Source organism: Rhizobium sp. SJZ105 (assembly GCF_007828365.1).
GTDB classification, from domain to species: domain Bacteria; phylum Pseudomonadota; class Alphaproteobacteria; order Rhizobiales; family Rhizobiaceae; genus Agrobacterium; species Agrobacterium tumefaciens.
In genome coordinates this window covers 671,453-695,390 of sequence record NZ_VIUP01000001.1, presented here as the reverse complement: position 1 = coordinate 695,390, position 23,938 = coordinate 671,453, and the positions used below count along the sequence as shown (strand labels likewise).

Here is a 23,938-nt window from a genome sequence, read left to right as displayed (position 1 = left end):
TACAATACTGTCGCATAACTTTCAGCCTACTGTCAGAATCCAGCTGTATCGGTTGTCTCGTCCAATGAGAGAACCGATTTATTATGCGAAGATTATGGAAGTGCTCCTTGGGGGGCATGGGTATTGCTGTGCTTGCCGCAGGCGGTTATCTCCTCGCCATCCAGCTTCTCGGCAACTTTCACGAGGTGGTGGCAGGGCAGCTTTACCGCTCCAACCAGCCAAGCAGTGAGCAGCTGGTCCGCTATACCAGGGACCATGGCATCAAGACGGTCATCAATCTGCGCGGAGAGAATGAATCCGAGGACTGGTACAAGGATGAGATCAAAACCTCGCGCGAGCTTGGGTTGACCCATATCGATTTTGGCATGTCAGCCCGCCACGAACTTGACATGACCAAGGTGAATCAGTTGGTCGCGATCATGCGTGATGCGCCGAAGCCCATCCTCATCCATTGCAAGTCCGGTGCGGACAGGACAGGCCTTGCGACCGCGCTTTATCTCGGCCGCGTCGCGTATCTCGGTGAAAAGGCGGCTGAGAGCCAGCTTTCCGTCCGCTACGGCCATATCGGCATCCCCTATCTGTCTGAGACCTATGCCATGGACCAGACCTGGGAAAATGTCGAACACATGTCGATCGCCGACGACTTCACAATTGCTTCAAACGAGTTTTGAAAACGGTCGGGCATAACATCCGCAAAATTGCTGATCGATCTCCTGAAGCGGGATTTTGCGTTCCGTTCTGATCGCGCAACGGTCGGGACGGGCCCCAAACGCTTGGTTTCTTAACTGTTGAGTTATCAACGACGCAACCTGTCTTTCATCAGGCGACCCGATTTCTCCCTCTCAAGATTCGTCGGAAATCACATTTTTTGTCTATATATTAGTAACTTATGCGATCCAATAATTAAGTTGACTCTTTAAATCATCTTTTATAGAGCGACGTTGTTTCAACTTCTGGATCGCATCATGACCCCAAAATCATTTATGAGCGGCCTTGCCGCATCGCTCTTATCTATTCTCTTTACCGCCCCTTATGTAATGGCTGAACAAAAGACCATCACAGATGTCATCGGACGCGAAGTAAAGGTTGACCTTCCAGCAAAGCGCGTTGTTCTCGGTTTCTACTTCGAGGACTACATGGCGGTCGGCGGCGAGAAAGCCTATGATTCCGTCGTCGGCATTTCTCGCGAAGCCTGGGAAGGCTGGGTACCCGCCAACTGGAAGATGCATCTCGCGCATCGCGCCTCGCTTGCCGACATTGCCGATGTCGGTGAAGTGGAAGCGCAGACTTTCTCGGTCGAAAAAGTGTTGAGCCTCAATCCCGATCTGGTGATTCTGGCAGACTGGCAATACAAAGCGCTTGGTCTCGATGCCGATCGTCTGGAAGAAGAAGGCATTCCCGTCGTCGTCGTCGACTACAACGCCCAGACGGTCGAGCGGCACGTCGCCTCGACCCGGCTTTTTGGCGACCTGACCGGCCAGGAGAAGCGTGGCAAGGAAATTGCCGACTTCTATGCCGGTTCGTTGAAAGAGGTCGCTGACCGGGTTGCCAAGTCCGGAAAGCCGAAACCGAAGGTCTATGTCGAGTTCGGCAACAAGGGCCCGGCCGAATATTCTTTCACCTACGGCAAGAACATGTGGGGCGCCATGTCCACGGCGGCTGGCGGCGACAACATTGCCGCTCCCTTCGTCGAATGGTGGGGACCGATCAATCCAGAACAGGTTCTGGCTTCCAAGCCTGACGCCATCTTCATTTCCGGTCGCGAAAACAACAAGAACCCGGCAGCGCTGCCCATGGGACAGGCGGTGAAGGCGGCAGACGCAGGCGAGAAACTCAAGGCATTTGAGGCCCGTCAGGGCTGGAGCGAATTGCCCGCCATCAAGAACGGCCAGCTGTTCGGTGTCTACCAGGGTGCGTCGCGCACGCTCTCCGATTTCGCCATGGTTCAGTACATCGCAAAGCAGCTATATCCCGAGCAGTTCAAGGACATCGATCCGATCGCCAACTATCTCGGCTATTACAAGAAGTACCTTCCGGTAACGCCTCAAGGCACTTTCGCCATCGCCGTCAAGGATTGATATCGCGCTTGCCTGTGGCGGCGCAGAAACGTGCTTTCTTCGCCGCCACAGTGGCGAAATCTCGCGAACGCCGCCGTTGCGGCGTCCGCTTTTCCAGACAGTCCTTTCAGGCAGGTTTTCATGACAATTGCTGCCCGCAACGCCGAGGCCATCGGTGCGCACCGGCTGCGCGAGCGCCGTCGCTGGCGTGTCGTCTCTATCTTCTTCGTATTGATGGCGGTGAGCCTCGTTCTCGATATCGCCACTGGTCCTTCGCTGCTGTCGCCCGCCGAAGTGGTGAAGTCGCTGACCGGCCTTGGCGAACGGGCCGCCATGACCGATTCCATCGTGCGCGGCCTTCGCCTGCCCATGGCGTTGATGGCGCTTGCCGTCGGTGCGGCACTCGGGGCAGGTGGCGCGCAAATGCAGACCCTGCTCAATAATCCCATGGCGAGCCCCTATACACTCGGTATGGCCGCAGCGGCCGGTTTCGGTGCGGCGCTGGTGCTGGCGCTTGGCGGTCTCGGGCTGGATGCCATGATTGCCGTTCCGCTGGGCGCGTTCGTCTTTTCCATGCTCGCAGCACTTTTTCTCTTCACGCTGGCCTCCATGCGGCAGATGACGACCGAAACCATCATTCTCGGCGGCATCGCGCTTCTTTTCCTGTTTCAGTCGCTGCTGTCGCTCATCCAGTTCCTGTCCTCACCGGAGCTGTCCCAGCAGATCCTTTTCTGGCTGTTCGGCAGCCTGACCAAGGCGACCTGGCCGACGCTTGGCCTGACCGCTGCCGTGACCGCCCTCTGCTGCGCCCTGCTGATGGCGGATTGCTGGAAGCTGACCGCGCTCAGAATGGGGGAGATGCGGGCGGCAAGCCTCGGCATCAATGTCCGCTGGCTGCGCATGAAGGTTCTCGTCATCGTCGCCATCATGACCGCGACGGCCACCAGCTTCGTCGGCGTCATCGGTTTTATCGGGCTGGTCGCGCCGCATATCGCCCGCATGACCGTGGGCGAGGATCAGCGCTTCTTCCTGCCCATGTCGGTGCTGAGCGGCGCGCTGATGCTGTCGGCTGCCTCGATCCTCTCCAAATCGATCGTTCCCGGTGCGCTGTTCCCGGTTGGCATCGTCACGGCCATTGTCGGCGTGCCGTTTCTGATGTGGCTGATTTTCGCTCCGAAGAGGCGCGGCCGATGATGGTTCTCGATTCGATTTCCGCCGAGCGCGGCGGACAGACTGTTGTGAAAGGGCTGTCGGCGCGTCTGGAGGCGGGGCATATTCATGCCGTCATCGGCCCAAACGGAACGGGCAAGACGACCCTTCTGAGAGCGATCTTCGGCGATCTGCCACTTGCTGCCGGTTCGATCAGCCTCGGCGTCCGCCGTCTTCGGGCCGGGGAGCGGGCGGGGCGGTATATAAGGCAGTGGCGCGATGGCTTTGCCTACATGCCGCAGGACACCACGGCCGATATTGCGCTCAGCGTGCTGGAGGTGGTGGCACTCGGCCGTTTCGGGCGTCTGTCGCTGCATATTGACGACGAGACGCTCGACCTGGCCATGACACGCCTGCATCAGGCGGGAATAGCGCATCTGGCGGGCAGGGAGATCGCCTCCCTCAGCGGCGGGCAGCGGCAGATGGCGCTTTTCGCGCAGGTTCTGATGCGCGAGCCGCAGGCGATGCTGCTGGACGAGCCGGTCAGCGCGCTGGACCTCAAACATCAGGTGTCGCTTCTCGATCTGGTGCGGCAGGAAACCCGCGCCAATGGCTGGGTAACGCTGGTCGTGCTGCATGATCTCAACCTCGCCTGCCAATATGCCGACAACCTGCTGGTGATTTCCGATGGCGCATTGAAGGCGACCGGCGCGCCGGGAGATATCGTCACGCCGAAACTCATTTCCGAGACCTACGGGGTGACGGTGGAAGTTTTGCGGGACAGGCGCGGCAATCCCGTCATTCAGCCGGCTGGCGACCCGCTGCCCGAACATTTCAAAACCCTTGAAGGAATAATTGCATGAAACGATTTTTGATGACCTTTGCCGCGGCTTTGGCCGTAACCTTCTCTGTCGCGCCGTCCTTTGCTGCCGAACACAAGGTGCTGATGCTCAATTACGGCACGGACGGCAGCATGGTGTTTGAGCCTTCCTATGTAAAGGCAGAGCCCGGCGACACCATCACCTTCGTGCCGCAAAATTCCAGCCATTACGTGCAGTCCTATGCCGTTCCGGAAGGCGTAACGCCCTGGAAAGGCAAGCTTGATGAGGCCTTCACCGTTACCGTCGAGAAGGAAGGCGTCTATCTCTATTATTGCCCACCGCATCTGATGATGGCGATGATCGGCGTGATCCAGGTCGGCAAGCCCGTCAATCTGGAAGCGGTCAGGCAAAAGGCGGAGAAGCTGCGCCCCAAACTGGTCATGAAGGGCGAAAGGCTGGACGCGGCTCTGGCACAGCTAACGCCGGCGCAATGACGCCATCTCCGTGCTCGACCGGATGGGACGCTCGATCCCTCAAATCTCGCTCGCCGGGTGTGTGAAGCAGCCCACACGAAAAAATTGGCTGCAATCACCATAACAAGGATAAACCAATGGCAAATAAACTAGTCGAAACGACATTGAACGACCTGCTCAACGGCGAATTGCGCGCCCACCACGCCTATCTTCAGGCGGCCGCCTGGGCGGCTGAGCGCAATCTCGATGGTTGCTACAAGTTTCTGCTTGGCCATGCTGCCGAAGAGCTGAAGCATATGCACCGCATCTTCAGCTTTCTGAACGATCTCGGAGCTCCAGTTATTTTCACCGAGCTGCCGGCTCCACAGGTCACTGCAAACGATATCAAGGGGTTGTTTGCAATTGTCGCGCAACACGAATCGCGTGTCACCGCCGCCATCAACGCGGCGGTTGATCTCGCGCGGTCTGAAAAAGACCATGCGACCACATCCTTCCTGCAATGGTTCGTGAACGAACAGCATGAGGAGGACAGCCTGTGCCGCACGATAATGGGCAAGATCGAGCTGATCAGTGACGGTCCCAATGCGCTTTATCTGATTGACCGCGAAATCGGCGAACTGGCTGAAAAGGCCTGAAAGCTGCGCAGCATTCACTGATATTCCACAAGCTGCATCAAACGCAGCTTGTGGCTGGTTCAGTCACTTCCTAAATCCGGCGTCCATCCACGCGTATAGCCTTTTCCCATGATGGCAACCGCAAGGGAAAGCTGTTCCTGCAAATGTTCGATTTCGCCCAGCAGCGTTTCAACAGCCGCCTTCGCATCGCCATCATGACACTGGATGACATATCCAGCTATGTCGTCAGGCCGTACAGGGGTGATTTTTTCCGCATCGGGCATATCGGTTGACCTCTCGTTTGTTCACTAAATGTTCTAATTTTAGCAGAGAGTCAACAAGGCAAATGCGTGCCGTCTCTGGACGGTCACAGGCTTTGCAATAAGAGTATATTTCTGGAATTATCGTTGAATGCACTCGCGCCCGCCACGGCCTCGCACCGCAGTGTCAAGCGTCAATGAACGGATGGATCTTCGCCGTCCAGGAAGCTGCGAATTCCATCTTTCTCACAGGTGGCCAGGAATTCTTCCCAGGCGTCCTTGTCTGTCGTGAAAGGTTCTTCCCAGGTGGTGACATCATCATGCTCGCTGATAACCTCGAGCGTCCAATCCTGCTGGGTGCCAGCCGGCCGGTAGATATCAACCAGAACCGTGATACCGTCGTCTTCAAATTCGCCTGAGAATTCCGAGTGTTCAATTTTTGTTTTTTTGACCATCACAGCACACCTCGTTCTCAGGCTTGGATAAACGCACACCCAGACCGCATCTTGTCAATTCGCGCATGGCGCCGGCGAGAATGTGGCTGAAAAAATTATAGCCAGCTCTGGGGGAACTGGCTATCTATCTGTTTTTAATGGTCGGAGCGGCGGGATTCGAACCCACGACCCCTTGACCCCCAGTCAAGTGCGCTACCGGGCTGCGCTACGCTCCGAACCTGAAAGCCGTTTATATATAAGCCTGTTAGGGCGCAAGCGGAAAATAGCCTTTTCTTGAAAAAAGGAACAAAGGCTGTGGACGGTGGGTAGGGGACTTTCTTCCCGAAGATGTTGCCCGTCAAACGCGTGACACATCATCCTTCCATCATGGCGGGAACCTGCCGTGTTCTTTGGCGTTCCAATCTAAGCGAAACTAAAATTCAGGGAGATGAAACATGTCCGAACTCGTCGTTGTCGGTTTTGACGGAACGGAAGAGGCCGACCGGATCCTTCTGAAACTTGCTGGAATGAAAAAGGAATATCTGGTCGATCTGGAAGATGCCGTCGTCGTCGTTCGCGATGAAAACGGCAAGGTGCACCTGAAGCAGAGCGTCAATCTGACGGCGATCGGTGCAAGCTCCGGTTTTCTCTCCGGTGGTCTCTGGGGCGGCCTCGTTGGCCTGCTGTTCCTCAATCCGCTCGCGGGATTTGCGATTGGCGGCGCGATCGGTGCGGGAACGGGTGCGCTTGCGGGGTCGTTGACGGATTATGGCATCGACGACGATTTCATCAAATCTCTGGGTGAAACCATCCCGAATGGCTCTTCGGCGTTGTTCGTGCTGATCCGCAAGGTGCAGCCGGAAAAGGTGATGGCGGAACTGGAGGGTCTTCGTGGGCGGGTCATCAAAACCTCGCTTTCGCCAGAGCAGGAAGCGCAACTGCAAAAGGCGCTTTCCGGCGGAACGGAACAAGCGGCAGCACCTGCCGTCTGAACGATGCAGAGAGACAATGCTGCGGCATGATTCATGTCGCAGCAGATCTATAAAAGTGCGGTGGCGCTCTTTGCGACCCTCGCCGGAAACGTTGGCTTAAACCGTCAGCGTTCCGGTTTTAGGTTGCGGCCAGGTCAGATAATAATACCGACTACCGACATTGCCAAAAAATGCATTGTCGCCGGAAATACTGTCGACATAGGCGCCACCGGTGGTCTTGGCATAAGCGGAACCGTCGCGCTTGAGGTGGTCCTTCAGAAAATCGCTCCAGCCGGTCGTGGTGATCTCGGTTGCCGGTTTTGAGGTGGTTGTCTTGTCGGCCTCCACGTCCCAGGCTTTTATCTTTGCGCCTTCGGTCGGATCGGAGACTGTCAGCGTTCCAGCGGCCAGCGCTTCCAGCATTGCCTTGGCTTGCGTAGCTTTGCTGGGGTCCTTGGAGAGTTCTTCCAGCGTCGCCTTCAGGCTTGTCATGAAACTGGCCTGTGTAATGTCGCCGGAGGGCGCCTGCGTGCTGGTGTCGTCGGTCTCCGCGTCAGTGCCGGAGACTTGCGCATATTGCGCCAGAAGCTGTGTCAGCCGCGTATTGGTGGAGGAGGGCGAGGTGTCGATCCCGTAGGAGTCGAGGATCGCAGTTCGTGGTGAGGAGGTCGAAGCGGAATTGTCCTCCTGCTCCTTGATGGCCTTGAGTGCGAGTTTGGTGGAGTTGATGCGTGTGGACAGGTCGACGGAGGAGACCATTGCGCTCACTGTTTCCATGATCAGGCCGATACACGTCATGCATACCGAACCGGCTCGGCGAAGATTCTCGATCCCGCCTTTCGTCTCCTCTCATAAGAAGACCGGGTGTATCCCCAGCCGTCTCAAGCTTGGGATGCACCCGGTCTAATAGCCGAACTTTGCGCGACGCTTGCGGACATATAGTGCGTCTCTAATGAAACGAAGCGTTGGACGCACTCAATGCCTTGGTTTCAGTCATGAAACCGCTACGCATTTTTTACTGGAAGTGCTCAGTTTTCCTGCACGGAAACACCGTTCGGGCCGATATTCATCTCGATCCCCTTCGGTTTGCTTTCTTCGTGCCAGACATAGGCTCCAAGCCCGACAAGAACCACCAGAAGTGCGCCAATGATAAAATAGAGATTGTTCGTCTGCGTCATAGGATGTCTCCCCGTTTGACAATCATGATCGCGGGCTAAACGCATGAAATAATGTAAGGTTCCGTAAGGGTAAGGACTTTATGTGGCACTTCTGCTTTGGCGCAGGCTTTCGCGCTTTTCCAGAGCCATGCATCCCCACAATATGCCGAGCAGCAGGAAGAAATGCCGCCAGTGGTCGGTGTCAATGACGTTGCCGATCATCACATGCCCGACAAAGGTTACCCAGGAAATGATGAGAAACGGCTGCCAGGGCCGCTGGCGCAGCAGCAGTTTGAAGCAGGCGGCAATGGTCCAGCAGATCAGCGTGAGATAGATGACGAAGCCAAACCAGCCATGCGTGGTCAGGCTCTTCAGCCAGATATTATGTTCCGCGGCGGGAAAGATGTCGTCGAACACCATGGGGCCGATGCCGAGCGGATGTTCCATCGCCATCAGGAAACCGAGATAGTGGCGGGCAAAACGCCCGAGATGGCCGCCATCATAGGATTGCACCGCCGAGGCGCGGCTGGAGAACAGGTCTGCTACCTGCTTGAATTGCAGGGCGATGATGACGGCTGCCACCATCAATGCCACGGCGACGAGAAACAGAACGAGGATTTTCAGCCGGAATGCCGCCGTACGCTCTTTCAGCAGCATGACGAAAACCAGAAGCACTGCGGAAAACAGGAAAAGACCCCATGCGGCGCGTGAAAACGACAGGAACACGGCAAGAGACAGAATGAGCAGGCCAAGGATCCGCCATGGCGCATGCATCGCCTTGCCGGAGAGCAGGCCGTAAATCAGGTACAGCGACGGCGTCACCAGGAAGGGGCCGAAGACGTTCGGGTCCTGAAAGGCGCCCTTGGCGCGATCGTAAAGGGTAAAGACCTCGAAACCGGGAATGGCGTGAAAATAACCGATGATGCCGAGCAGGGAGGTAATCAAAGCTGCGGCGAGCCAGGCCCGGAAAATCAGCAGCAGCCGCTGGTGCTTGTCCTCGATGATGGCAGCATAAAAAACCGAGGTCAGCGCCAGAAAGGTCGATACGGCGAGATAAAGCGGCCCCTCGTCGAGATTGGCCATGGTGGTGAGCGAAAGATAACCGCCGACATTGAAGGCAAGCAGCAGGCACAGAAGCAGGACGACGGTGCGCGAAAGGCGCAAGCCCAGCAGGAACCAGATGGCCACTTGCCCTACCATCATCAGCTCATAGGGCGCCGGTTCGGAAATCACGAAGCCGGAAAGAAAGACGCCGAAGGCAATGAAGAACGCGCCGACCAGCCGCATGGCGGCAAGCGGTGCGTCAAAATCCGGTGCGTGCTGGTAACCGGTGTGGGTCAATAGGCATTTTCCGATTTGAGCAACCGGATCGGCGTCAGGAACAGGATCTTGAGATCGAGAAGCAGCGACCAGTTCTCGATATAATAGAGATCGTATTCGGTGCGGAACTTGATCTTGTCGCCGTGGTCGATCTCACCACGCCAGCCATTGATCTGCGCCCAGCCGGTAACACCGGGCTTGACCTTGTGCCGGGCAAAATAATGCTCCACCACCTCGGTATATTTCAGGTCGCCCGTCTGGGCGTGCACGGCGTGCGGACGCGGCCCGACCAAAGAAAGATCGCCGTAAAGAACGTTGAAAAGCTGTGGCAGCTCGTCCATCGAGGATTTTCGCAGGAACCGCCCGACCGGCGTGACACGCGGATCGTTTTTCGTGACGGCCTTTTTCGCCGTGGGGTCGCTGAGTTCCGTATACATGGAACGGAACTTCCAGACATTGATCGTTTCATTGTTGAAGCCATGACGCTTCTGCTTGAAGAACACCGGGCCTTTGGATGTCGTCTTGACGGCAATCGCCGCGCCCAGCATCACCGGCCACAACAGAACGATACCGATAATGCTGAAAACGATGTCGAACACCCTTTTCCCCACCGAATCCCAGTCGCGTATCGGCTTGTCGAACACGTCGAGCATCGGCACCGCACCGACATGGGAATAGGCGCGGGGGCGGAAACGCAATTTGTTGGCATGGGCCGCGATACGGATATCGACGGGTAGCACCCAAAGCTTGCGCAGGAGCTGGAGGATACGCGCCTCGGCACTGAGCGGCAGGGCGATGATCAGCATGTCGAGCTTCGTCAGGCGGGCGAATTCCACCAGTTCCGCGAAGGTGCCGAGCTTGGGGTAGCCGGCAACCACATCGGGCGAACGCTCGCTTTTCCGGTCGTCGAAAATGCCGCAGATGCGGATATCATTGTCCGTTTGCTGTTCGAGCGAGCGGATGAGGTCCTTGGCGGCATCGCCGCCACCGACTATCACGGCGCGACGCTCCATCACGCCGTTGCGGCCCCAGTGGCGAATGGCGAAGCCGAGGATCAGCCGTCCAGTGAAAATGGCGATTGCGCCGGTGGCGTACCAGATGGCAAAAGTCTGCCAGGAATGCAGCGCTTCCGGCAAAAATAGGAGAAGGATGCCGGCGACGGTGACGAAGGACAGGCAGACGGCGCCCTGAATGCGGGCAAACATTTTCAGCGGCGCGCGCAGCGTCGGCAACTGGTAACAGTCGCCGGCCTGCAAAAGAAACACGCAAACCGCCGCGCCCAGCACCCCAATGCCGAAAACCGCAAGAAAGGTTTCAAGCCCCTGCCGCGCAGCGATGCCGTTGACGATGGCCGCGATGATCGCCAGCATCGAAAATTCGAGAAGACGCAATTGGCCTATGACCATGTTTGGCGAATGGTTTCCGGCGCGAAGCTGGTTGGCGATCTGCCGTGCAAGCGGATTGAGAACAACGCTTTCCGATGCGGAAGGCTCACCCGCATCGCGCTCGGAGATTTGCTGGCGCAACGTTGCCAGATCGAATTCAAGTCTTCCCTTGTCAGCCTTGGTCATTGCTTTGGTCCGCACCCTCCAGCCCATCGGCCCGAAAACCGGAATCGATTTTCGAAGGGAACGATGCGCAACTTCAAAGTGGTAGAGCACAGTTTTCGCATCCGTGCGGATACGTGCGCTCTACGAGCAGGAAACTAGCCGAAACATGCTAAGAAACGTTTATGATGAGTTTCTACAGGACGGCAGAATATACAATTAAAAATCGTGTTTTTGAAATGTTTCTAGAGCGAAAGCAGGTGACGATAGAGCTTCATCATGTCGTCGGCCATAACAGGCGTTGAAAATTTCGCCTTGAAGCTGTCGGGGCGGGGCATCACCCGTTTCCCCCAGTCCGGGCTCTCGGCATCCTTGACCATTATCTTTGCCAGCGCATCGGCGTCTCCAGCCGGAACGAGCGCCTCGCTGTCTTCTCCCAGAACCTCAGCTATGCCTCCAACATGCGAGGCGATGACGGTTTTCCCCGCAGCAAGCGCTTCCAGCACGATGTAAGGCATCGCCTCGGCGCGTGAGGGAACGACAACAGTCGTCGCCAGCGCAAATGCCTGTCTGGCGGGCATGGCGGCGTGCATGGAAATGCGCTGCGAAAGTCCGGCCTTGGCGATCATATCAGCATATTTGTCCCTGTCCGGCCCATCGCCCACAATGACGCCGGACATGGGCTGGCCGATGCTGCGTTCCATCTTGGCGAATGCCTTGATGAAGATGTCGGGCCCCTTCAGGTCACGCAACATGCCGATATAGAGAAAGCGCGCTGCCCCTTCGCGGGTGGGCACGGTTTCAAACTCGCTTTCCTGCACGCCGTTATAGATCATCGCCGTGCGGGTGCGTGGTTTGCCGACCTTGGTTTCGTAGGTTTCCTGTTCGAAATTGCAAACGAAACACAGGGCGTCGGTGAAATGCTCCTGAAACCGCTCGATGCGCAGGAACAGCTGCCCTTTAAGGCTTTTGCGATCGTAATGCAGGCTGCCGCCGTGCGGCGAATAGAGGCGGGCTACGCGATACTTGTTCACCCGCAACAGTGAGCCGATCAGCCGGGCCAGAGCGCCACCCTTGGCGCTGTGCCCATGCAAAATATCCGGCCGCAAACTTTTGATATGGTTGTAGGACTTAACGAGCGCCCACAGGTCGCCGGGGCTTATCGACCGCTTGATCGGCAGGCGGGTCAACCCTAGCTCCAGCATCGGGGCGATCTGCGCGAAAAGCCGTTCCTCATGCGCGCCGCCGGTCGAACTATCACAGACGATGCCGACCTTGTGGCCCTGCTTGACGTGTTCTTCGATCAGGTCGCGGACATGGCGGAACACGCCACCGACGGGAGAGCGGAAACAGTGAATGATGCGCAGGGGAGGACCGTCATCCGCCATGTCAGCCGCTCCGTTTTTCAGAAGAAGCGTTCACGCACATAGACCGTATCGCCCGCAAGAATTGGTGCGGTGATCCCGATCCGGCCGGTCATCACCTCGGTATTGATCTTGCGGGTGATATCGACATCGGCCTGATTGGCGCGTGGCGTGAAGCCGCCGGCGATGGCGATGGCGTTCTGCGCCGTCATGCCCGGCACGTAGGAATATTGGCCGGGACGGCCGACTTCGCCCATGATGAACACGGGGCGATAACGATCGATCTCGATCGTCACATCGGGATCGCGCAGATAACCCTGACGCAACTTGGCGGCAATGGCGGCTTCGAGCTGCGGCAGCGTCTTGCCTCGGGCGGGAACCTGACCGACGAGCGGGAAGGCGACATAACCAGCCTGATCGACCGTATAGGTATTTGTCAGCCCGGTCTGTTCGAACACGTTGATGCGCAGCCTGTCACCGCTATCTACATGATAGGGCTGCAGGGCGCCCTCGTGAAACGCCTTGGGCGCAGGTTGATATGCCGCGCAACCGGAAAGGGCCGTTAGAACGGCAAGTGTCAGTGCGGTGACATGTCGTGATCCGGCGAGCGGCATCTCATCTGGCTCCGAGTCGAACTATGAGCATTCTTATCGTTCTGTTAGGGTTAATGGGCGGTAAACAGCCAGTCGCAAGGACGGTAATATCGGCTTTATTTCGTGGGTTTCGTCACAATTAACTGTTGTGTTACCGGAAAGACTTAAACTTCGCGAAAATTGGCCTCTATATTTGAGCGCCCGAGGTGTATCTCGGTTACGGAGCCCGTATGAACGGCGATCGCATTGATGACAGGGATGTGGATATCGATCTCGCGCGGCTCGTCGCTGCCATATGGCAGCGCAAGGGCAGGATAGCGGCGATCACGCTGCTTGCCGGGGGCGCCGCCTTCGTTGTCGCAAGCATGATGTCGCCCGCTTACAAGGGCGAGGCGCGCGTCCTCATCGAATCGCGCGCAGCCTCCTTCGGTGCGTCGCAGCAGTCGAATGCGCCCGCCGAACCCGTGCTCGATGAATTGACCATCTCCAGCCAGGTGCAGATCCTGCAATCTGTTGACCTCATCAAGCAGGTCGCGAAAGATATGAAGCTTTATGAGCGGCAGGAGCTTGACCCGGCGGCGCGTCCTTCTCTCGTCTCGAAGCTGCTGGTTGCTGTCGGCGTCAAGAAAGATCCGCAGCAGGTGCCGCCAGAGGAACGGATACTGAAAGCGTTCCAGGAGAGGTTGCAGGTCTACCAGGTCGAAAGCTCGCGCGTCATCACGGTCGAGTTCTCGTCCGAGGACCCCATGCTTGCGGCAGCAGTCCCCAACGCGATGATGAAGGCCTACATCGCGCTGCAGAGCGGCGCGAAACTGGACACAAGCACGGAGGCGGCACGCTGGCTGGAGCCGGAAATCGCCAGTCTGCGTGAGAAGGTTCGCGATGCGGACAGGAAGGTCGCGGATTACCGCGCCTCGTCCGATATTCTGTCGGCAGGGCAGGGCGAAACGCTCGCCACCCGGCAACTCAGCGATATCTCGACCGAACTTGGCCGTATCCGCGGCGAGCGGGCGAATGCGGAGGCGCGGGCAGAAGGCGTGCGCAACGCGCTTTCGAGCGGCCGCCCACTCGATACTTTCCCCGACGTCGTCGCCTCGCCGATGATCCAGAGACTGAAGGAAAGCGAGGCTGCCATGCGCAGCCAGATTTCCGATCTGTCTTCCTCGCTGCTGGAAGGCCATCCGCGTATCAAGGCGCTGCGCAGCCAAATTGACGGCATACAACGGCAGATTCAGGAAGAGACCCGCAAGGTGCTCGCAAGTCTCGAAAACGAGGCCAATGTGTCCCGCCTGCGGGAGCGGCAACTGGTTCAGCAGTTGAACGTGCTGAAATCGGAAAGTGTACGCGCCGGTGAGCAGCAGGTTGGCCTCAACGACCTGGAGCGCGAGGCCTCGGCCCAGCGCCAGCTTCTTGAAACCTATCTCGCCCGTTATCGCGAGGCGACGTCGCGCGCCGGTTCAGCCGAATCCACGCCCGCCGATGCCCGCGTGATTTCAACGGCAGTGGAGCCGCGCGAACCCTATTTCCCGAAGACCGGCGCCATCACCATTGTCGTCACGCTGGCGGCCTTCCTTCTCTCCTGCATCGTCGTCATGCTCGTGGAACTGTTCACCGGGCGGGCGTTGAAGCCGGTTGGCAAGACCCATGTCCCGCCGCTGTCCGATCCGCCACCACCCGCCAAAGCGCGTGCTGACACGGATGAGACACCGGATACGCCGGAACAACCGCTCCCCGCACGTCAAGAGGATGCGCCGCCTGCGGTTCGTTCCATGCCTGCCGCTGCCCGCCAGTCCATTCTCGAACAGGAAGCGCAGATACCGGTCGCGGCTGTCGCTGCCACATCGGCCTTGCCAGTTGCAGACGCCATGGCTGCGAAAGCGGACGCTGCGGAAGAAGAGATCGACAACGCCGACAATTTCTCGATCGACGCCGTCGCGTCTTTCCTCGCCACCCGTCTTGCCAAATCCGTCGCAGCGGTCGTGTCTCCAGCTGGTGATAGTGGTTCGACCACCACCGTCATGCTGGCGCGCGCCCTGTCCGAAATGGGCCGTTCGGTCGTTCTCGTCGATATGACGGCATCGGCCTGTCCGACGCGCCTGATGGCGCCTGAGACCGGACTGCCGGGCGTCATGGACCTTTTGGCGGGTGCCGCCGCCTTTGGCGAAACCATTCACGGCGACCGGCTTTCCGATGCCCATATCGTGCCGCGCGGCAATGCGCAGCCGCGTGAGGCCATGCGCGCCATCGACCGGCTGACGATGATCCTCAGCGCGCTTTCCGACGCCTATGACACGGTTCTCGTGGAGTGCGGCGCGGTTCAGATATCGAGCCTTGAGAAAATGCTGCGCAATCTGCCGGCGGAAATCGTCGTGTCCGTTCCCGGTAATGATAGCGAATTGCTGGAAAAGACCCTCGGAGAACTGGTTGCCCACGGCTACGAGCAGGCATTGCCGATGACCGGCATGCGCAAACCGGACCGTCTGAGCGCCGCCTGAGATGCTGTGGCCGATAACCGGTCAGTCGGCAGCGGGCGTTGCGTCCATGCTCGGCCGACCGGCGCGGAAACGCTGAATGAACGCATAGAGTGCCGGATTGGATTTGATCAGGCTCTTTGTCCGGGCAATGGCAACATAGGCAGAGGCCGCCGCGCGGCCCTTCAACGTCACCGGCAGGAAAATATCATGCTGCACGGTGAAAAGCGGACACCAGCTGCGTTTGTAGGGCTGGTCACCGACGCCGAAATCGAAGATCGCCGCATTTTCACTGCAAGCCCGTTCGATCATCAGCCAGAACAGCAGCTCACCGGGGCTGATTTCCGCGAAGGTCTCATCGATAGAACCGAACTGGCAGATGATGTGATCCTGCTTGCGCGAAAGGCCGGATATGGCAGCGATGAAACCTTCATTTTGACCATGCAGACGAATGGCGTGGAGTTCCAGAAGACTGTCTGTGCCGATCTCCGGAAAATTTGCGAGGTCATAGAAAAAGTCTTTTACCGATTGATCGCGAAAAACATCCGGAATGCCCTGCGATGCGAACCGGGCTGCCTTCTGTCGGAAAAACGTCTGCAATAATTCGCACTTTTCCCGTGGCGAACGGGCGATCACATGGCTGTAACCACCCATTTCCTCGGCTCTCCGGCTCTGGATGCGGAATTTCTTCCGGCGCCTCTTGGCGTTGATCTGCCGAAGCGTGCTCTCAAAATTTGCCAGTAGGGGAATCTGGAAGGCCGGGTTCTGGTTTTCGACGGATGCCAGATGCGAGAGCGGGTTGGTCCTGCCACGCCAGATCAGCGGTATGTTCTGCAGGGCCAGAATATCCGCCTGGCCACGCAGCAGCTTTCGCGCTTCGCGGGCAATGGCTGCCGCCGTTTTGTGGCTGGCTGCTTCGGCGAAGGACCGGTCGAAAAGCCCGGTATTGATATTGTTGAAACGGCCGCCGGGAAAACGTGCTTTGCGGATGCCGCCTTCCAGAACGATTTCGAGCGGCAGCAGGAACACGGTCTTTCCGCTTTGCCTGCCGCGAATGATGAGGAGGGGTCTGTCCTGCGTTTGCCCCCAGATGGAGCACCAGCCGTAACCCTGATGCAGCGAATTGAGCGGGTCGCTCTCCAGCTGTTCCCAGTCGGCGCGGATAGTGGAGGCATCGTCGACGAGATCGATAGCCAGGCGATCGGCGCCCCGCCGCTCGTTTTGCACGGCGGCTGGTCCTTCACCCTCGCTGACTATGACCGGCGCTTCAGCCGCCATCCACGCTCTCCGGTTGTTTCGGTGAGACTATATCGTTGAGCGGCAAACAAGAGGTTTATAAAATTGCGACCTCTGGATGTCCCGTAGAAGGCAGGTGCCTATTCCTGTTTTTTGGAGCCGGCCATCCATTTGATGACCAGCATGGCGGGCAGTATCCACAAAAGCCCACTCAGCACGAAGTAGGCAAGATGCACCCACCATGGAGATTGCGCCAGCGTCGCCGACGCGATGGCTGTCGCCGCTACGGCGTAGATGACGACGAGGCAGATGATGACGATGGTGCCGATGAGCGATCTGAGGCGAGGGTGCATGAAATCTTCCGTAACCGAGCATGTATCCCAAAAGTGTCATCGGTTTTGGGGAAAAGACATGCGTAAAACAAAAAATCTAGATCGTATTGGTGATTCGAAGCAGAGACAGGACGATCTAGTGTCTGGCGAAACTATACCGCCGCGACCGGATGCCGCAAACCCTGAGGCCTTGTTTTGTTGTGCCGGTTGGGGCTAATCAACATGACTGTATGATGGAGACCTCAAAGATGCATTCGAGCGGCATGACGATGGCAAATGGTTCTGCGGAAATGGTGGTGGAGGCTGCCCTGCAGAAACAGGAGAAGGATCGCCGCCTGCTGCGCATCTGGCTGCGCGTCGTCCTCTTCACTCTGTTCTGTCTCGTGCTTGTCGGCGGCGCCACGCGGCTGACCGAGTCTGGCCTGTCAATTACCGAATGGAAGCCCATCCACGGCGCCATTCCGCCGCTTTCCGTTGCCGAATGGGAAGAGGAATTCCAGCTCTACAAGCGTATTCCCCAATATCAGGAAATCAACCGGGGCATGTCGCTCGATGAGTTCAAGACGATCTTCTGGTGGGAGTGGGCGCATCGACTGCTTGCCCGCGCCATCGGTCTCATCTTCGCCCTGCCGCTCGCCTTCTTCTGGCTGACCGGCCGCATCGAAAGGCGCTTGCGCCTGCCGCTCATCGGCCTTCTGGGGCTTGGCGGCTTTCAGGGCTTCGTCGGCTGGTGGATGGTGTCTTCCGGCCTCGTCAACCGTACAGATGTCTCGCAATATCGCCTGGCAACGCATCTGACGATCGCGTGCCTCATCTTTGCGGGCTGCATGTGGATATTGCGCGGCCTGTCGCACCATTCGCCCGATGCTGCCAATGAAACGACCGGCCGCCGTTTTGCCGCGCTGCTGACCTTCCTCTGTCTGTTCCAGATTTATCTCGGCGCGCTGGTGGCGGGGCTGAATGCCGGCCTGTCCTACAACACGTGGCCGCTGATGGACGGCTCCCTGGTGCCCGGCGATCTTTTCCTGCAACAGCCCTGGTGGATCAACTTGTTCGAAAACCCGAAGACGGTGCAGTTCGTCCACCGCCTCGGCGCCTATACGCTGTTTGCCGCCACGCTGTGGCATATGGTGTCCTTGGCTCGCGCCTTGCCCGGCACGCCGCATGCCCGCCGCGCCGTACTGTTCTTCGTGTTGATCTCCATTCAGGCGGCGCTTGGCATTACCACGCTTCTGATGCATGTGGATATTCATGTGGCGCTCGCCCATCAGGGCATGGCGCTGCTTGTGCTTGGTTTTGCAGTCGCCCATTGGCGAGGCTTCCTCGGCGAATACCCGGCACCTGTCGCGGTTGAGATCAGGGATTGAAAACCCTTAAAATTGCTTCAGGACAGACTTGATGGTTGTCGCGACGGCCATTTCGTCGTCGCGTTCGCGCGTGTTGCCATCTTCCTCGTGCCATGCTGCCGAAAGGCAGCCGTAGGCGAAGGCATATTGTAGAAGCACCCGTTCGTCCCGTTTGAGCGCTTTCGCAAAAATCGACGCCATGGAGGCGATGCGTGCCTCGCTGCGTGTCAGATCGAAGCGGTCGAGCGGATTGGAGAACATGTTGGCGACGTCGAGTGCTGCATCGCCGATCAGGCCTGCCGGGTCGATGATGATCCAGCCACGCGAACTGCGCATGATGTTTTCGTGATGCAGATCGCCGTGCAGCGGTCGAATATTGCTTTGGTGCCCGATAAGCTCCTCGGCAAGCGAAGCGGCTTCGATGTAGGGGCTGTCGGTGCCTTCGCTGCGATCGTGCTCGGCTTTACGGAACAGACTTTCGAAATATTGCGGCAGCGTCAGCAGGCTTGCTGGTGGCGTCTGCGTTGAAGGCTGGTGATAGTGAAGGAGAACATCGGCGGCGATTGCGGTCGTGGCATCATCGTCGCCGTCGCGAAAAAGCACGTCGCGCAATGTCTCATTGCCGGCATGTTCCATGAGCAATATGTCGTCGGAGCGATCGAGCAGCTTCACGCAGCCGACACCTGCCCGCCATTCGATGAAATCCGCCCCGCGAAGGCTGTCTTTCAGAACCTTGTGTTTAAGTACCTTGGCGATGGCAAGGGAACCATTGCCAAGTCTGACTTCGTAAACCACCCCGGCCGGCGTATCGGCAATCTGTTTTGCGGCCTCGATATTCCACGAGGCCGGAAAAAAGGGGATAGCTCGGCTCACGCAAAAAGCCTCATGCCGAGAGCATCAGCTCCATGTTCTGGACAGCCGCACCCGATGCGCCCTTGCCGAGATTGTCGAGCAGCGCGACGAGATTGATGTGTTCGCCGCCCGGCGTGCCGAAGACGAACAGCTTCATCGTGTCCTTGCCCGCCAGTTCCTCGGCATCGATGCGGGACAGCCCCTTGCTTTCGGCAAGTGGAACGACGCTGACGATGTCCTGTCCGGCATAATGGGCGGTGAGCGCGGCATGCACGGTCTCGATGGTCGCGCCGTCCTTGAGGTCGGCGGCAAACAGCGGAACCTGCACGATCATGCCCTGCGGGAAGCGCCCGACGGAGGGTGCAAACAGCGGCGCGCGGTCCAGCTGGCCGTGAATGGTCATTTCCGGCACGTGCTTGTGTGCAAGCGTCAGGCCATAGAGGAAGTTGTTGGCACTGATCGCATCGTCCCTGCTCTGATCTTCCATCTGCGCGATCATCTGCTTGCCGCCGCCGGTATATCCGGACACGGCGTTGACACTGACGGGATACCCATCGGGCAGAATGCCGGCGGCGCGCAGCGGACGCAGAAGGCCGATCGCGCCGGTCGGGTAGCAGCCCGGATTGGCGACGAAGCGGGCGGAACGAACCTTTTCGCCCTGTTCCTTGTCCATTTCGGCAAAACCGTAAGCCCAGTCCTTATGGATACGATAGGCGGTCGAGGTGTCGATGATGCGGACATTGTTGTTGCCTGCCACCATGGTGACAGCTTCTCTGGAAGCATCATCCGGCAGGCAGAGAATCGAAATGTCGGCGTTGTTGAGCATGTCCTCGCGGATAGCGGCGTTGCGGCGCTCGGCTTCGGGAATGGACAGCAACTCGATATCGCGGCGACCAGCAAGGCGCGTGCGGATCTGCAGACCCGTTGTGCCGTGTTCGCCATCGATGAAGATCTTCGCTGTCATGTCCTTGTCCTGACTTTTCAGAGGGTTGCGAGTGTAATCGGATTCAGTTTGCTAAGCGCCCGGGCGTCGGTTCAGCCGGCCTTCGCCAGCCGTTCGGCGCGCAGGCCAAGCATATACATTGCAACGGTCGCTCCGGCAATGGCAGTGATATCAGCATGGTCGTAAGCGGGCGCGACCTCCACCACATCGGAGCCGCGAATATCGAGCTGGCCGAGTCCGCGAAGGACGGACAATATCTTGGCGCTTGTCGGCCCACCGGCCACGGGCGTACCGGTTCCGGGAGCGAAGGCTGGATCGAGGCAATCGATATCGAAGGTCAGATAGGTGGGCATCCCTGCCGTGTGCTTGATGATCAGCGAGGCGATGTCGCTCGCCCGCATCTCCTCCACCTCGTAACCGTGGAGAATGCGGATGCCGAAATCCTCAGGCGCATGGGTGCGAATGCCGATCTGGATGGAACGATCGGCATCGATCAGACCATCGCGCACGGCGCGGGCCACGAAGGAACCATGGTCAATGCGTTTGCCGTCGTCGAACCAGGTATCCTGATGCGCATCGAAATGCACCAGCGCCAGCGGGCCGTGCTTTGCCACATGCGCCTTCAGCAGCGGCCAGGTGATGAAATGGTCGCCGCCAAGCGTCAGCAGATAATCCGTCTTGGAGATGATCTTGCGCGCTTCCTTTTCGATTGTATCAGGCGTTTTCCAGTGATTGCCGTAGTCGAGCAGGCAGTCGCCATAATCGATGGTCGGCATATGGGCGAAAAGATCGCGGGCAAAGGGATATTCCGGGTCGTTGTCGAAAATCGCGGAGGCGCGGCGGATCGCCTGCGGCCCGAAGCGGGCACCCGGCCTGTTTGATGTCGCCGCATCGAAGGGGACACCCCAGACGGCCGTCGATACGCCCTTGAGGATCTTGGTATATTTGCGCCGCATGAAGGAGAGGACGCCCGCATGGGTCGGGTCGGTCGCAGCCGATGTCAGCGTTGCTGCGGTGAAGGCATGGTCGATGGTTTTTGATGGCATTGATCACCCCATTGCGGTTCGCGCTGAGGGTGCTGTCTTCTCGCCGAAAAAACAAGGAGGATGGCAATGAAAAAAGGCGGAGCCGAAGCCCCGCCTTTTCGAAGTTTTGAACGAACGGTTCCGAGAAGCGATTAGCGCTTGGAGAACTGGAACGAACGGCGGGCCTTGGCCTTACCGTACTTCTTACGTTCGACAACGCGGCTGTCGCGGGTCAGGAAGCCACCCTTCTTCAGAACGGCGCGCAGGCCCGGTTCGAAGTAGGTGAGGGCCTTGGACAGACCGTGACGAACGGCACCGGCCTGACCGGACAGACCACCACCGGCAACGGTAGCGATGATGTCGAACTGGCCCGTGCGCGCAACGGCAACGATCGGCTGCTGAAGGATCATCTGCAGAACCGGACGTGCGAAATACGTGGTGAAATCGCGGCCGTTGATGATGATCTTGCCAGAACCCGGCTTTACCCATACGCGGGCAACGGCGTTCTTGCGCTTGCCGGTCGCGTAGGAGCGGCCGAGAGTGTCAACCTTGCGGACGTGCACAGGAGCAGAAGCTTCCGATGCAGGGGCGAGGTCTTTCAGAGAGGAAAGATCGGCCATTATCAGGCGCTCCTTACGTTCTTCTTGTTGAGCACGGCTACGTCGAGAACGACGGGCTGCTGTGCTTCGTGCGGGTGGTTCGAGCCGGCGTAAACGCGCAGGTTCTTCATCTGACGACGGCCGAGCGGGCCGCGCGGGATCATGCGCTCGACGGCCTTTTCAACGACGCGCTCCGGGAAGCGACCTTCGATGATCTGGCGAGCCGTACGCTCCTTGATGCCACCCGGGTGACCGGTGTGCCAGTAGTACTTCTTGTCGGCGTACTTGTTGCCGGTGAAGGCAATCTTTTCCGCGTTGATGACGATGACGTTGTCGCCATCATCGACGTGGGGGGTGTAGGTGGCCTTGTGCTTGCCGCGCAAGCGGGTTGCAATGATGGTGGCGAGGCGACCAACAACGAGGCCTTCGGCGTCGATGATGACCCACTTCTTCTCCACCTCAGCAGGCTTCTGAACGAAAGTAGACATGGATTTCACTTTCTAACGTGGACCCGTCATCCTCTTTTAAAGTAAGAGCATACGGGCGTTTCTTGTTGCTTGGTTTGGTCACCCGAAGGCGACCGCAAATGACCATATTCCCTTTGGAATCCGATCTGGCGCGCTTATACGGTGTGCTGGATGAGGCGTCAATATGACGGATTTTGCTGACTGTAAAAATAAATCAATAAAAACAATGGTTTATTTATGTGGTATTATTTTACCCCATAGATTTACCTGTTTCATCCCAGCCGCATGACCAGAACACCCGCTGCGATGATGCCGCCAGCGAGATAACGCCAGACGCTGGCGCGTTCTTTGAGGATGACGACGGAGATCACCAGCGCAAACAGAATTGAGGTTTCGCGCAGCGCCGCGACGACGGCGACGGGGGCCTTGGTCATGGCGTAGAGCGCCAGCCCATAGGAGAGGATGGAGCCGCCGCCGCCGATCAGGCCGCGCCACCAGTTTCGCCGCACGTGCTGCGTAACGGCGCTTACGCCGCGCTGGTAAAAGGCGAAACCAAAGAGGAGGACGGGCGGCAGAAGCGACATCCACAACGTATAGGAAATCGCATTGCCGGAAAGCCTTGCGCCGACACCATCAACGAAGGTGTAGGAGGCAATCACGAAGGCGTTGATGAGCGCGACAATGATCGCCTTTCCGCCGCCGCGCCGCGCCTCGAAGGCAAGCGTCAGGATGCCGCCGGAAATGATGGCAATCCCGGCAAGCGCAAGCGGGCTTAAAATCTCGCTGAGAAAAAGGCTGCTCGTCGCTGCGACGATCAGCGGCGCCACGCCACGCATGACGGGATAGACGAGGCCGATATCGCCGATCGTATAGGCGGCGGCGACTAGGCGGAAATAGGCAAATTGCAGAACGGCTGAGGCGATGAGAAAGGGAATGGCTACCGGCGCAGGAAACGGCAGGAAGGGCAGGAAGGGTAAAGAACAAGCTGCGGCGCCCGCCGCGATCAGCGAGGCGTCCAGCGACTTGTCGGATCCGGATTTTACCAGCGCATTCCATCCGGCATGCAATATCGCGCCCAGAAGCACCAGAATTAGAATGTCAAATGTCACGATAGAGACTCGCTCATGGGCTATTCCGGGCAACCTACAGCATCGGCTTGAAAACCGGAATCCATTTTCCGTGGTGGCTGTGGGAGACGCAAATCCTCCTGTCGTAAGCGGTTGCTTCTTTGCGGATTATGACGCGTGTCAAGTTTCGGGTCTGTGCGTGTTGCGGGATGGAGTGGGCAACTGTGCGAGAGGCGAAATTCGGCCGTGCTCACGATTTCATCAGCAGGGCAGACGCGCCGATGCCGGATGCACAGCTTATGGTTTTGCTGTGGAACGTGTTTTTTGCAAAAATGCGACCGATTGCGGCGATTATTCCTGCTCGAAATTGCCCGTATCCAGAAGATGAAACTGTATCAATCAAGCGAGCACATGCAGGCTCAAAATGAAAAGAAGTTTCAATTCATTACTGAATGGCTGGCTACAACGTTACAGTTTTACCTATAACTTGATTTACAGAATAACTTTCTGAAAATTAGATACGCCTAATGCATCGGTGAACGGAATGAAAACAAACAGGAGACGAAGGGCGCATAAGATGCACGCAAATGTTGTTTCAGCAAATATTCATCGAAATGTATGCTTTTGAAAAACTGGATAAAAATACTCAGCACAACGCCGCTTAAGGTGTTTTTGTGAAATCATTTTGCGCAAACTAGGTGTACTTTCGTGACACCACGAGTCCGGCTTGTTCAATATTTTCATTCGGGCGGGGGTTCAAGAGAAGGATGAGGGTTCCTAGATTTAGGAAAGCGGCCGCAAAAAAGCGGTGCGAAAAGCTCGTCCGCGGATTTATGCGGG

The 23,938-nt window shown here is 57.9% G+C and carries 26 protein-coding genes and 1 tRNA gene; 10 read left to right on the top strand and 17 right to left on the bottom strand.

From position 1 onward, the window contains the following. Positions 1–116: 116 nt before the first annotated feature. The 6 genes from FB593_RS03480 (at position 117) to FB593_RS03455 (ending at position 5,135) form a co-directional block, all read left to right on the top strand. Positions 117–671: a dual specificity protein phosphatase family protein gene (locus FB593_RS03480; protein ID WP_003512595.1), complete on the top strand. Its 555-nt coding sequence runs from the start codon at positions 117–119 to the stop codon at positions 669–671. Positions 672–983: 312 nt separating this feature from the next. Beyond that, a complete protein-coding gene (locus FB593_RS03475; RefSeq protein ID WP_112289834.1) occupies positions 984–2,078 on the top strand; it encodes an ABC transporter substrate-binding protein in 1,095 nt (364 codons plus the stop codon). A 120-nt stretch (positions 2,079–2,198) separates the two neighbouring features. After that, a complete protein-coding gene (locus FB593_RS03470) occupies positions 2,199–3,251 on the top strand; it encodes a FecCD family ABC transporter permease (protein ID WP_065704973.1) in 1,053 nt (350 codons plus the stop codon). Further along, positions 3,248–4,069, top strand: a complete 822-nt coding sequence (locus tag FB593_RS03465) for an ABC transporter ATP-binding protein (protein WP_112289837.1) — start codon at positions 3,248–3,250, stop codon at positions 4,067–4,069. The genes FB593_RS03470 and FB593_RS03465 overlap by 4 nt, the downstream gene beginning before the upstream one ends. After that, a complete protein-coding gene (locus FB593_RS03460; RefSeq protein ID WP_065658036.1) occupies positions 4,066–4,521 on the top strand; it encodes a pseudoazurin in 456 nt (151 codons plus the stop codon). Before FB593_RS03465 ends, FB593_RS03460 begins: the two co-directional genes overlap by 4 nt. Before the next feature lie 116 nt (positions 4,522–4,637). After that, positions 4,638–5,135 carry a ferritin gene (locus tag FB593_RS03455; protein WP_145166327.1) on the top strand — a complete coding sequence of 166 codons (498 nt, stop codon included), beginning with the start codon at positions 4,638–4,640 and terminating at the stop codon, positions 5,133–5,135. A 59-nt stretch (positions 5,136–5,194) separates the two neighbouring features. On the opposite strand, the gene FB593_RS03450 is transcribed toward FB593_RS03455, so the two are convergent. The 3 genes from FB593_RS03450 to FB593_RS03440 form a co-directional block, all read right to left on the bottom strand. Then, a complete protein-coding gene (locus tag FB593_RS03450) occupies positions 5,195–5,398 on the bottom strand; it encodes a hypothetical protein (protein WP_013635930.1) in 204 nt (67 codons plus the stop codon). A gap of 170 nt (positions 5,399–5,568) precedes the next feature. After that, positions 5,569–5,829, bottom strand: a complete 261-nt coding sequence (locus tag FB593_RS03445) for a hypothetical protein (protein ID WP_003512603.1) — start codon at positions 5,827–5,829, stop codon at positions 5,569–5,571. Positions 5,830–5,967: 138 nt separating this feature from the next. Continuing rightward, a tRNA-Pro gene (locus FB593_RS03440) sits at positions 5,968–6,044 on the bottom strand. Between the two features lie 219 nt (positions 6,045–6,263). Between FB593_RS03440 and FB593_RS03435 the strand changes: the two genes are divergently transcribed. Next, a complete protein-coding gene (locus tag FB593_RS03435; RefSeq protein WP_112289842.1) occupies positions 6,264–6,800 on the top strand; it encodes a DUF1269 domain-containing protein in 537 nt (178 codons plus the stop codon). A 96-nt stretch (positions 6,801–6,896) separates the two neighbouring features. On the opposite strand, the gene FB593_RS03430 is transcribed toward FB593_RS03435, so the two are convergent. From FB593_RS03430 to uppC, 6 genes are all read right to left on the bottom strand, one after another. Further along, the gene (locus FB593_RS03430; protein WP_112289845.1) at positions 6,897–7,577 is read right to left on the bottom strand and encodes a hypothetical protein; all 681 of its coding nucleotides are present in this window, start codon (positions 7,575–7,577) and stop codon (positions 6,897–6,899) included. 230 nt (positions 7,578–7,807) lie between these two features. Continuing rightward, on the bottom strand, positions 7,808–7,957 hold the full coding sequence (locus tag FB593_RS03425) for a hypothetical protein (protein WP_003512607.1): 150 nt from the start codon (positions 7,955–7,957) through the stop codon (positions 7,808–7,810). A 78-nt stretch (positions 7,958–8,035) separates the two neighbouring features. Then, positions 8,036–9,277, bottom strand: a complete 1,242-nt coding sequence (gene uppF, locus FB593_RS03420) for a polysaccharide biosynthesis O-antigen ligase family protein UppF (RefSeq protein ID WP_065661100.1) — start codon at positions 9,275–9,277, stop codon at positions 8,036–8,038. After that, a complete protein-coding gene (gene uppE, locus FB593_RS03415) occupies positions 9,274–10,827 on the bottom strand; it encodes a polysaccharide biosynthesis glycosyltransferase UppE (protein ID WP_003512611.1) in 1,554 nt (517 codons plus the stop codon). The genes uppF and uppE overlap by 4 nt, the downstream gene beginning before the upstream one ends. Before the next feature lie 221 nt (positions 10,828–11,048). Beyond that, positions 11,049–12,191, bottom strand: coding sequence for a polysaccharide biosynthesis type 4 glycosyltransferase UppD (gene uppD / locus FB593_RS03410; RefSeq protein WP_038490701.1), 1,143 nt, complete (start codon positions 12,189–12,191; stop codon positions 11,049–11,051). Between the two features lie 17 nt (positions 12,192–12,208). Beyond that, positions 12,209–12,781: a polysaccharide export protein UppC gene (gene uppC, locus FB593_RS03405; protein WP_003512614.1), complete on the bottom strand. Its 573-nt coding sequence runs from the start codon at positions 12,779–12,781 to the stop codon at positions 12,209–12,211. Between the two features lie 209 nt (positions 12,782–12,990). Here uppC and uppB point away from each other — a divergent pair, with 209 nt between their 5' ends. Further along, on the top strand, positions 12,991–15,255 hold the full coding sequence (gene uppB / locus FB593_RS03400; protein WP_145166326.1) for a polysaccharide biosynthesis protein UppB: 2,265 nt from the start codon (positions 12,991–12,993) through the stop codon (positions 15,253–15,255). Positions 15,256–15,276: 21 nt separating this feature from the next. Here uppB and uppA read toward each other — a convergent pair whose 3' ends face one another. Together uppA and FB593_RS03390 are read right to left on the bottom strand one after the other, a co-directional pair. Continuing rightward, positions 15,277–16,509, bottom strand: a complete 1,233-nt coding sequence (gene uppA / locus FB593_RS03395) for a polysaccharide biosynthesis GNAT family N-acetyltransferase UppA (protein WP_003512617.1) — start codon at positions 16,507–16,509, stop codon at positions 15,277–15,279. Between the two features lie 98 nt (positions 16,510–16,607). Further along, complete coding sequence (locus tag FB593_RS03390; protein ID WP_003512618.1) at positions 16,608–16,820, bottom strand: DUF2842 domain-containing protein; 213 nt, start codon at positions 16,818–16,820, stop codon at positions 16,608–16,610. 227 nt (positions 16,821–17,047) lie between these two features. On the opposite strand from FB593_RS03390, the gene FB593_RS03385 reads away from it, so the two are divergent. After that, complete coding sequence (locus tag FB593_RS03385) at positions 17,048–18,166, top strand: COX15/CtaA family protein (protein WP_003512619.1); 1,119 nt, start codon at positions 17,048–17,050, stop codon at positions 18,164–18,166. A 6-nt stretch (positions 18,167–18,172) separates the two neighbouring features. Here the strand turns inward: FB593_RS03385 and FB593_RS03380 are convergent, their stop codons facing one another. The 6 genes from FB593_RS03380 to FB593_RS03355 form a co-directional block, all read right to left on the bottom strand. Beyond that, complete coding sequence (locus FB593_RS03380; protein ID WP_145166325.1) at positions 18,173–19,018, bottom strand: aminoglycoside phosphotransferase family protein; 846 nt, start codon at positions 19,016–19,018, stop codon at positions 18,173–18,175. 10 nt (positions 19,019–19,028) lie between these two features. Further along, positions 19,029–19,961, bottom strand: a complete 933-nt coding sequence (gene argC / locus FB593_RS03375; RefSeq protein ID WP_019565461.1) for an N-acetyl-gamma-glutamyl-phosphate reductase — start codon at positions 19,959–19,961, stop codon at positions 19,029–19,031. A 71-nt stretch (positions 19,962–20,032) separates the two neighbouring features. Then, positions 20,033–20,986 (bottom strand): agmatinase, encoded by a 954-nt coding sequence (speB, locus tag FB593_RS03370; protein ID WP_145166324.1) that lies wholly within the window; start codon positions 20,984–20,986, stop codon positions 20,033–20,035. 131 nt (positions 20,987–21,117) lie between these two features. After that, entirely contained in the window at positions 21,118–21,585 is a 468-nt protein-coding gene (rpsI, locus tag FB593_RS03365) for a 30S ribosomal protein S9 (RefSeq protein ID WP_003512631.1), read from the bottom strand. Between the two features lie 2 nt (positions 21,586–21,587). Further along, positions 21,588–22,052 (bottom strand): 50S ribosomal protein L13, encoded by a 465-nt coding sequence (rplM, locus tag FB593_RS03360; RefSeq protein ID WP_003512633.1) that lies wholly within the window; start codon positions 22,050–22,052, stop codon positions 21,588–21,590. Between the two features lie 251 nt (positions 22,053–22,303). Continuing rightward, positions 22,304–23,140, bottom strand: a complete 837-nt coding sequence (locus FB593_RS03355) for an EamA family transporter (RefSeq protein WP_019565462.1) — start codon at positions 23,138–23,140, stop codon at positions 22,304–22,306. A gap of 239 nt (positions 23,141–23,379) precedes the next feature. Here FB593_RS03355 and FB593_RS27450 point away from each other — a divergent pair, with 239 nt between their 5' ends. Next, the gene (locus FB593_RS27450) at positions 23,380–23,526 is read left to right on the top strand and encodes a hypothetical protein (RefSeq protein WP_162633688.1); all 147 of its coding nucleotides are present in this window, start codon (positions 23,380–23,382) and stop codon (positions 23,524–23,526) included. Positions 23,527–23,938: the final 412 nt, after the last annotated feature.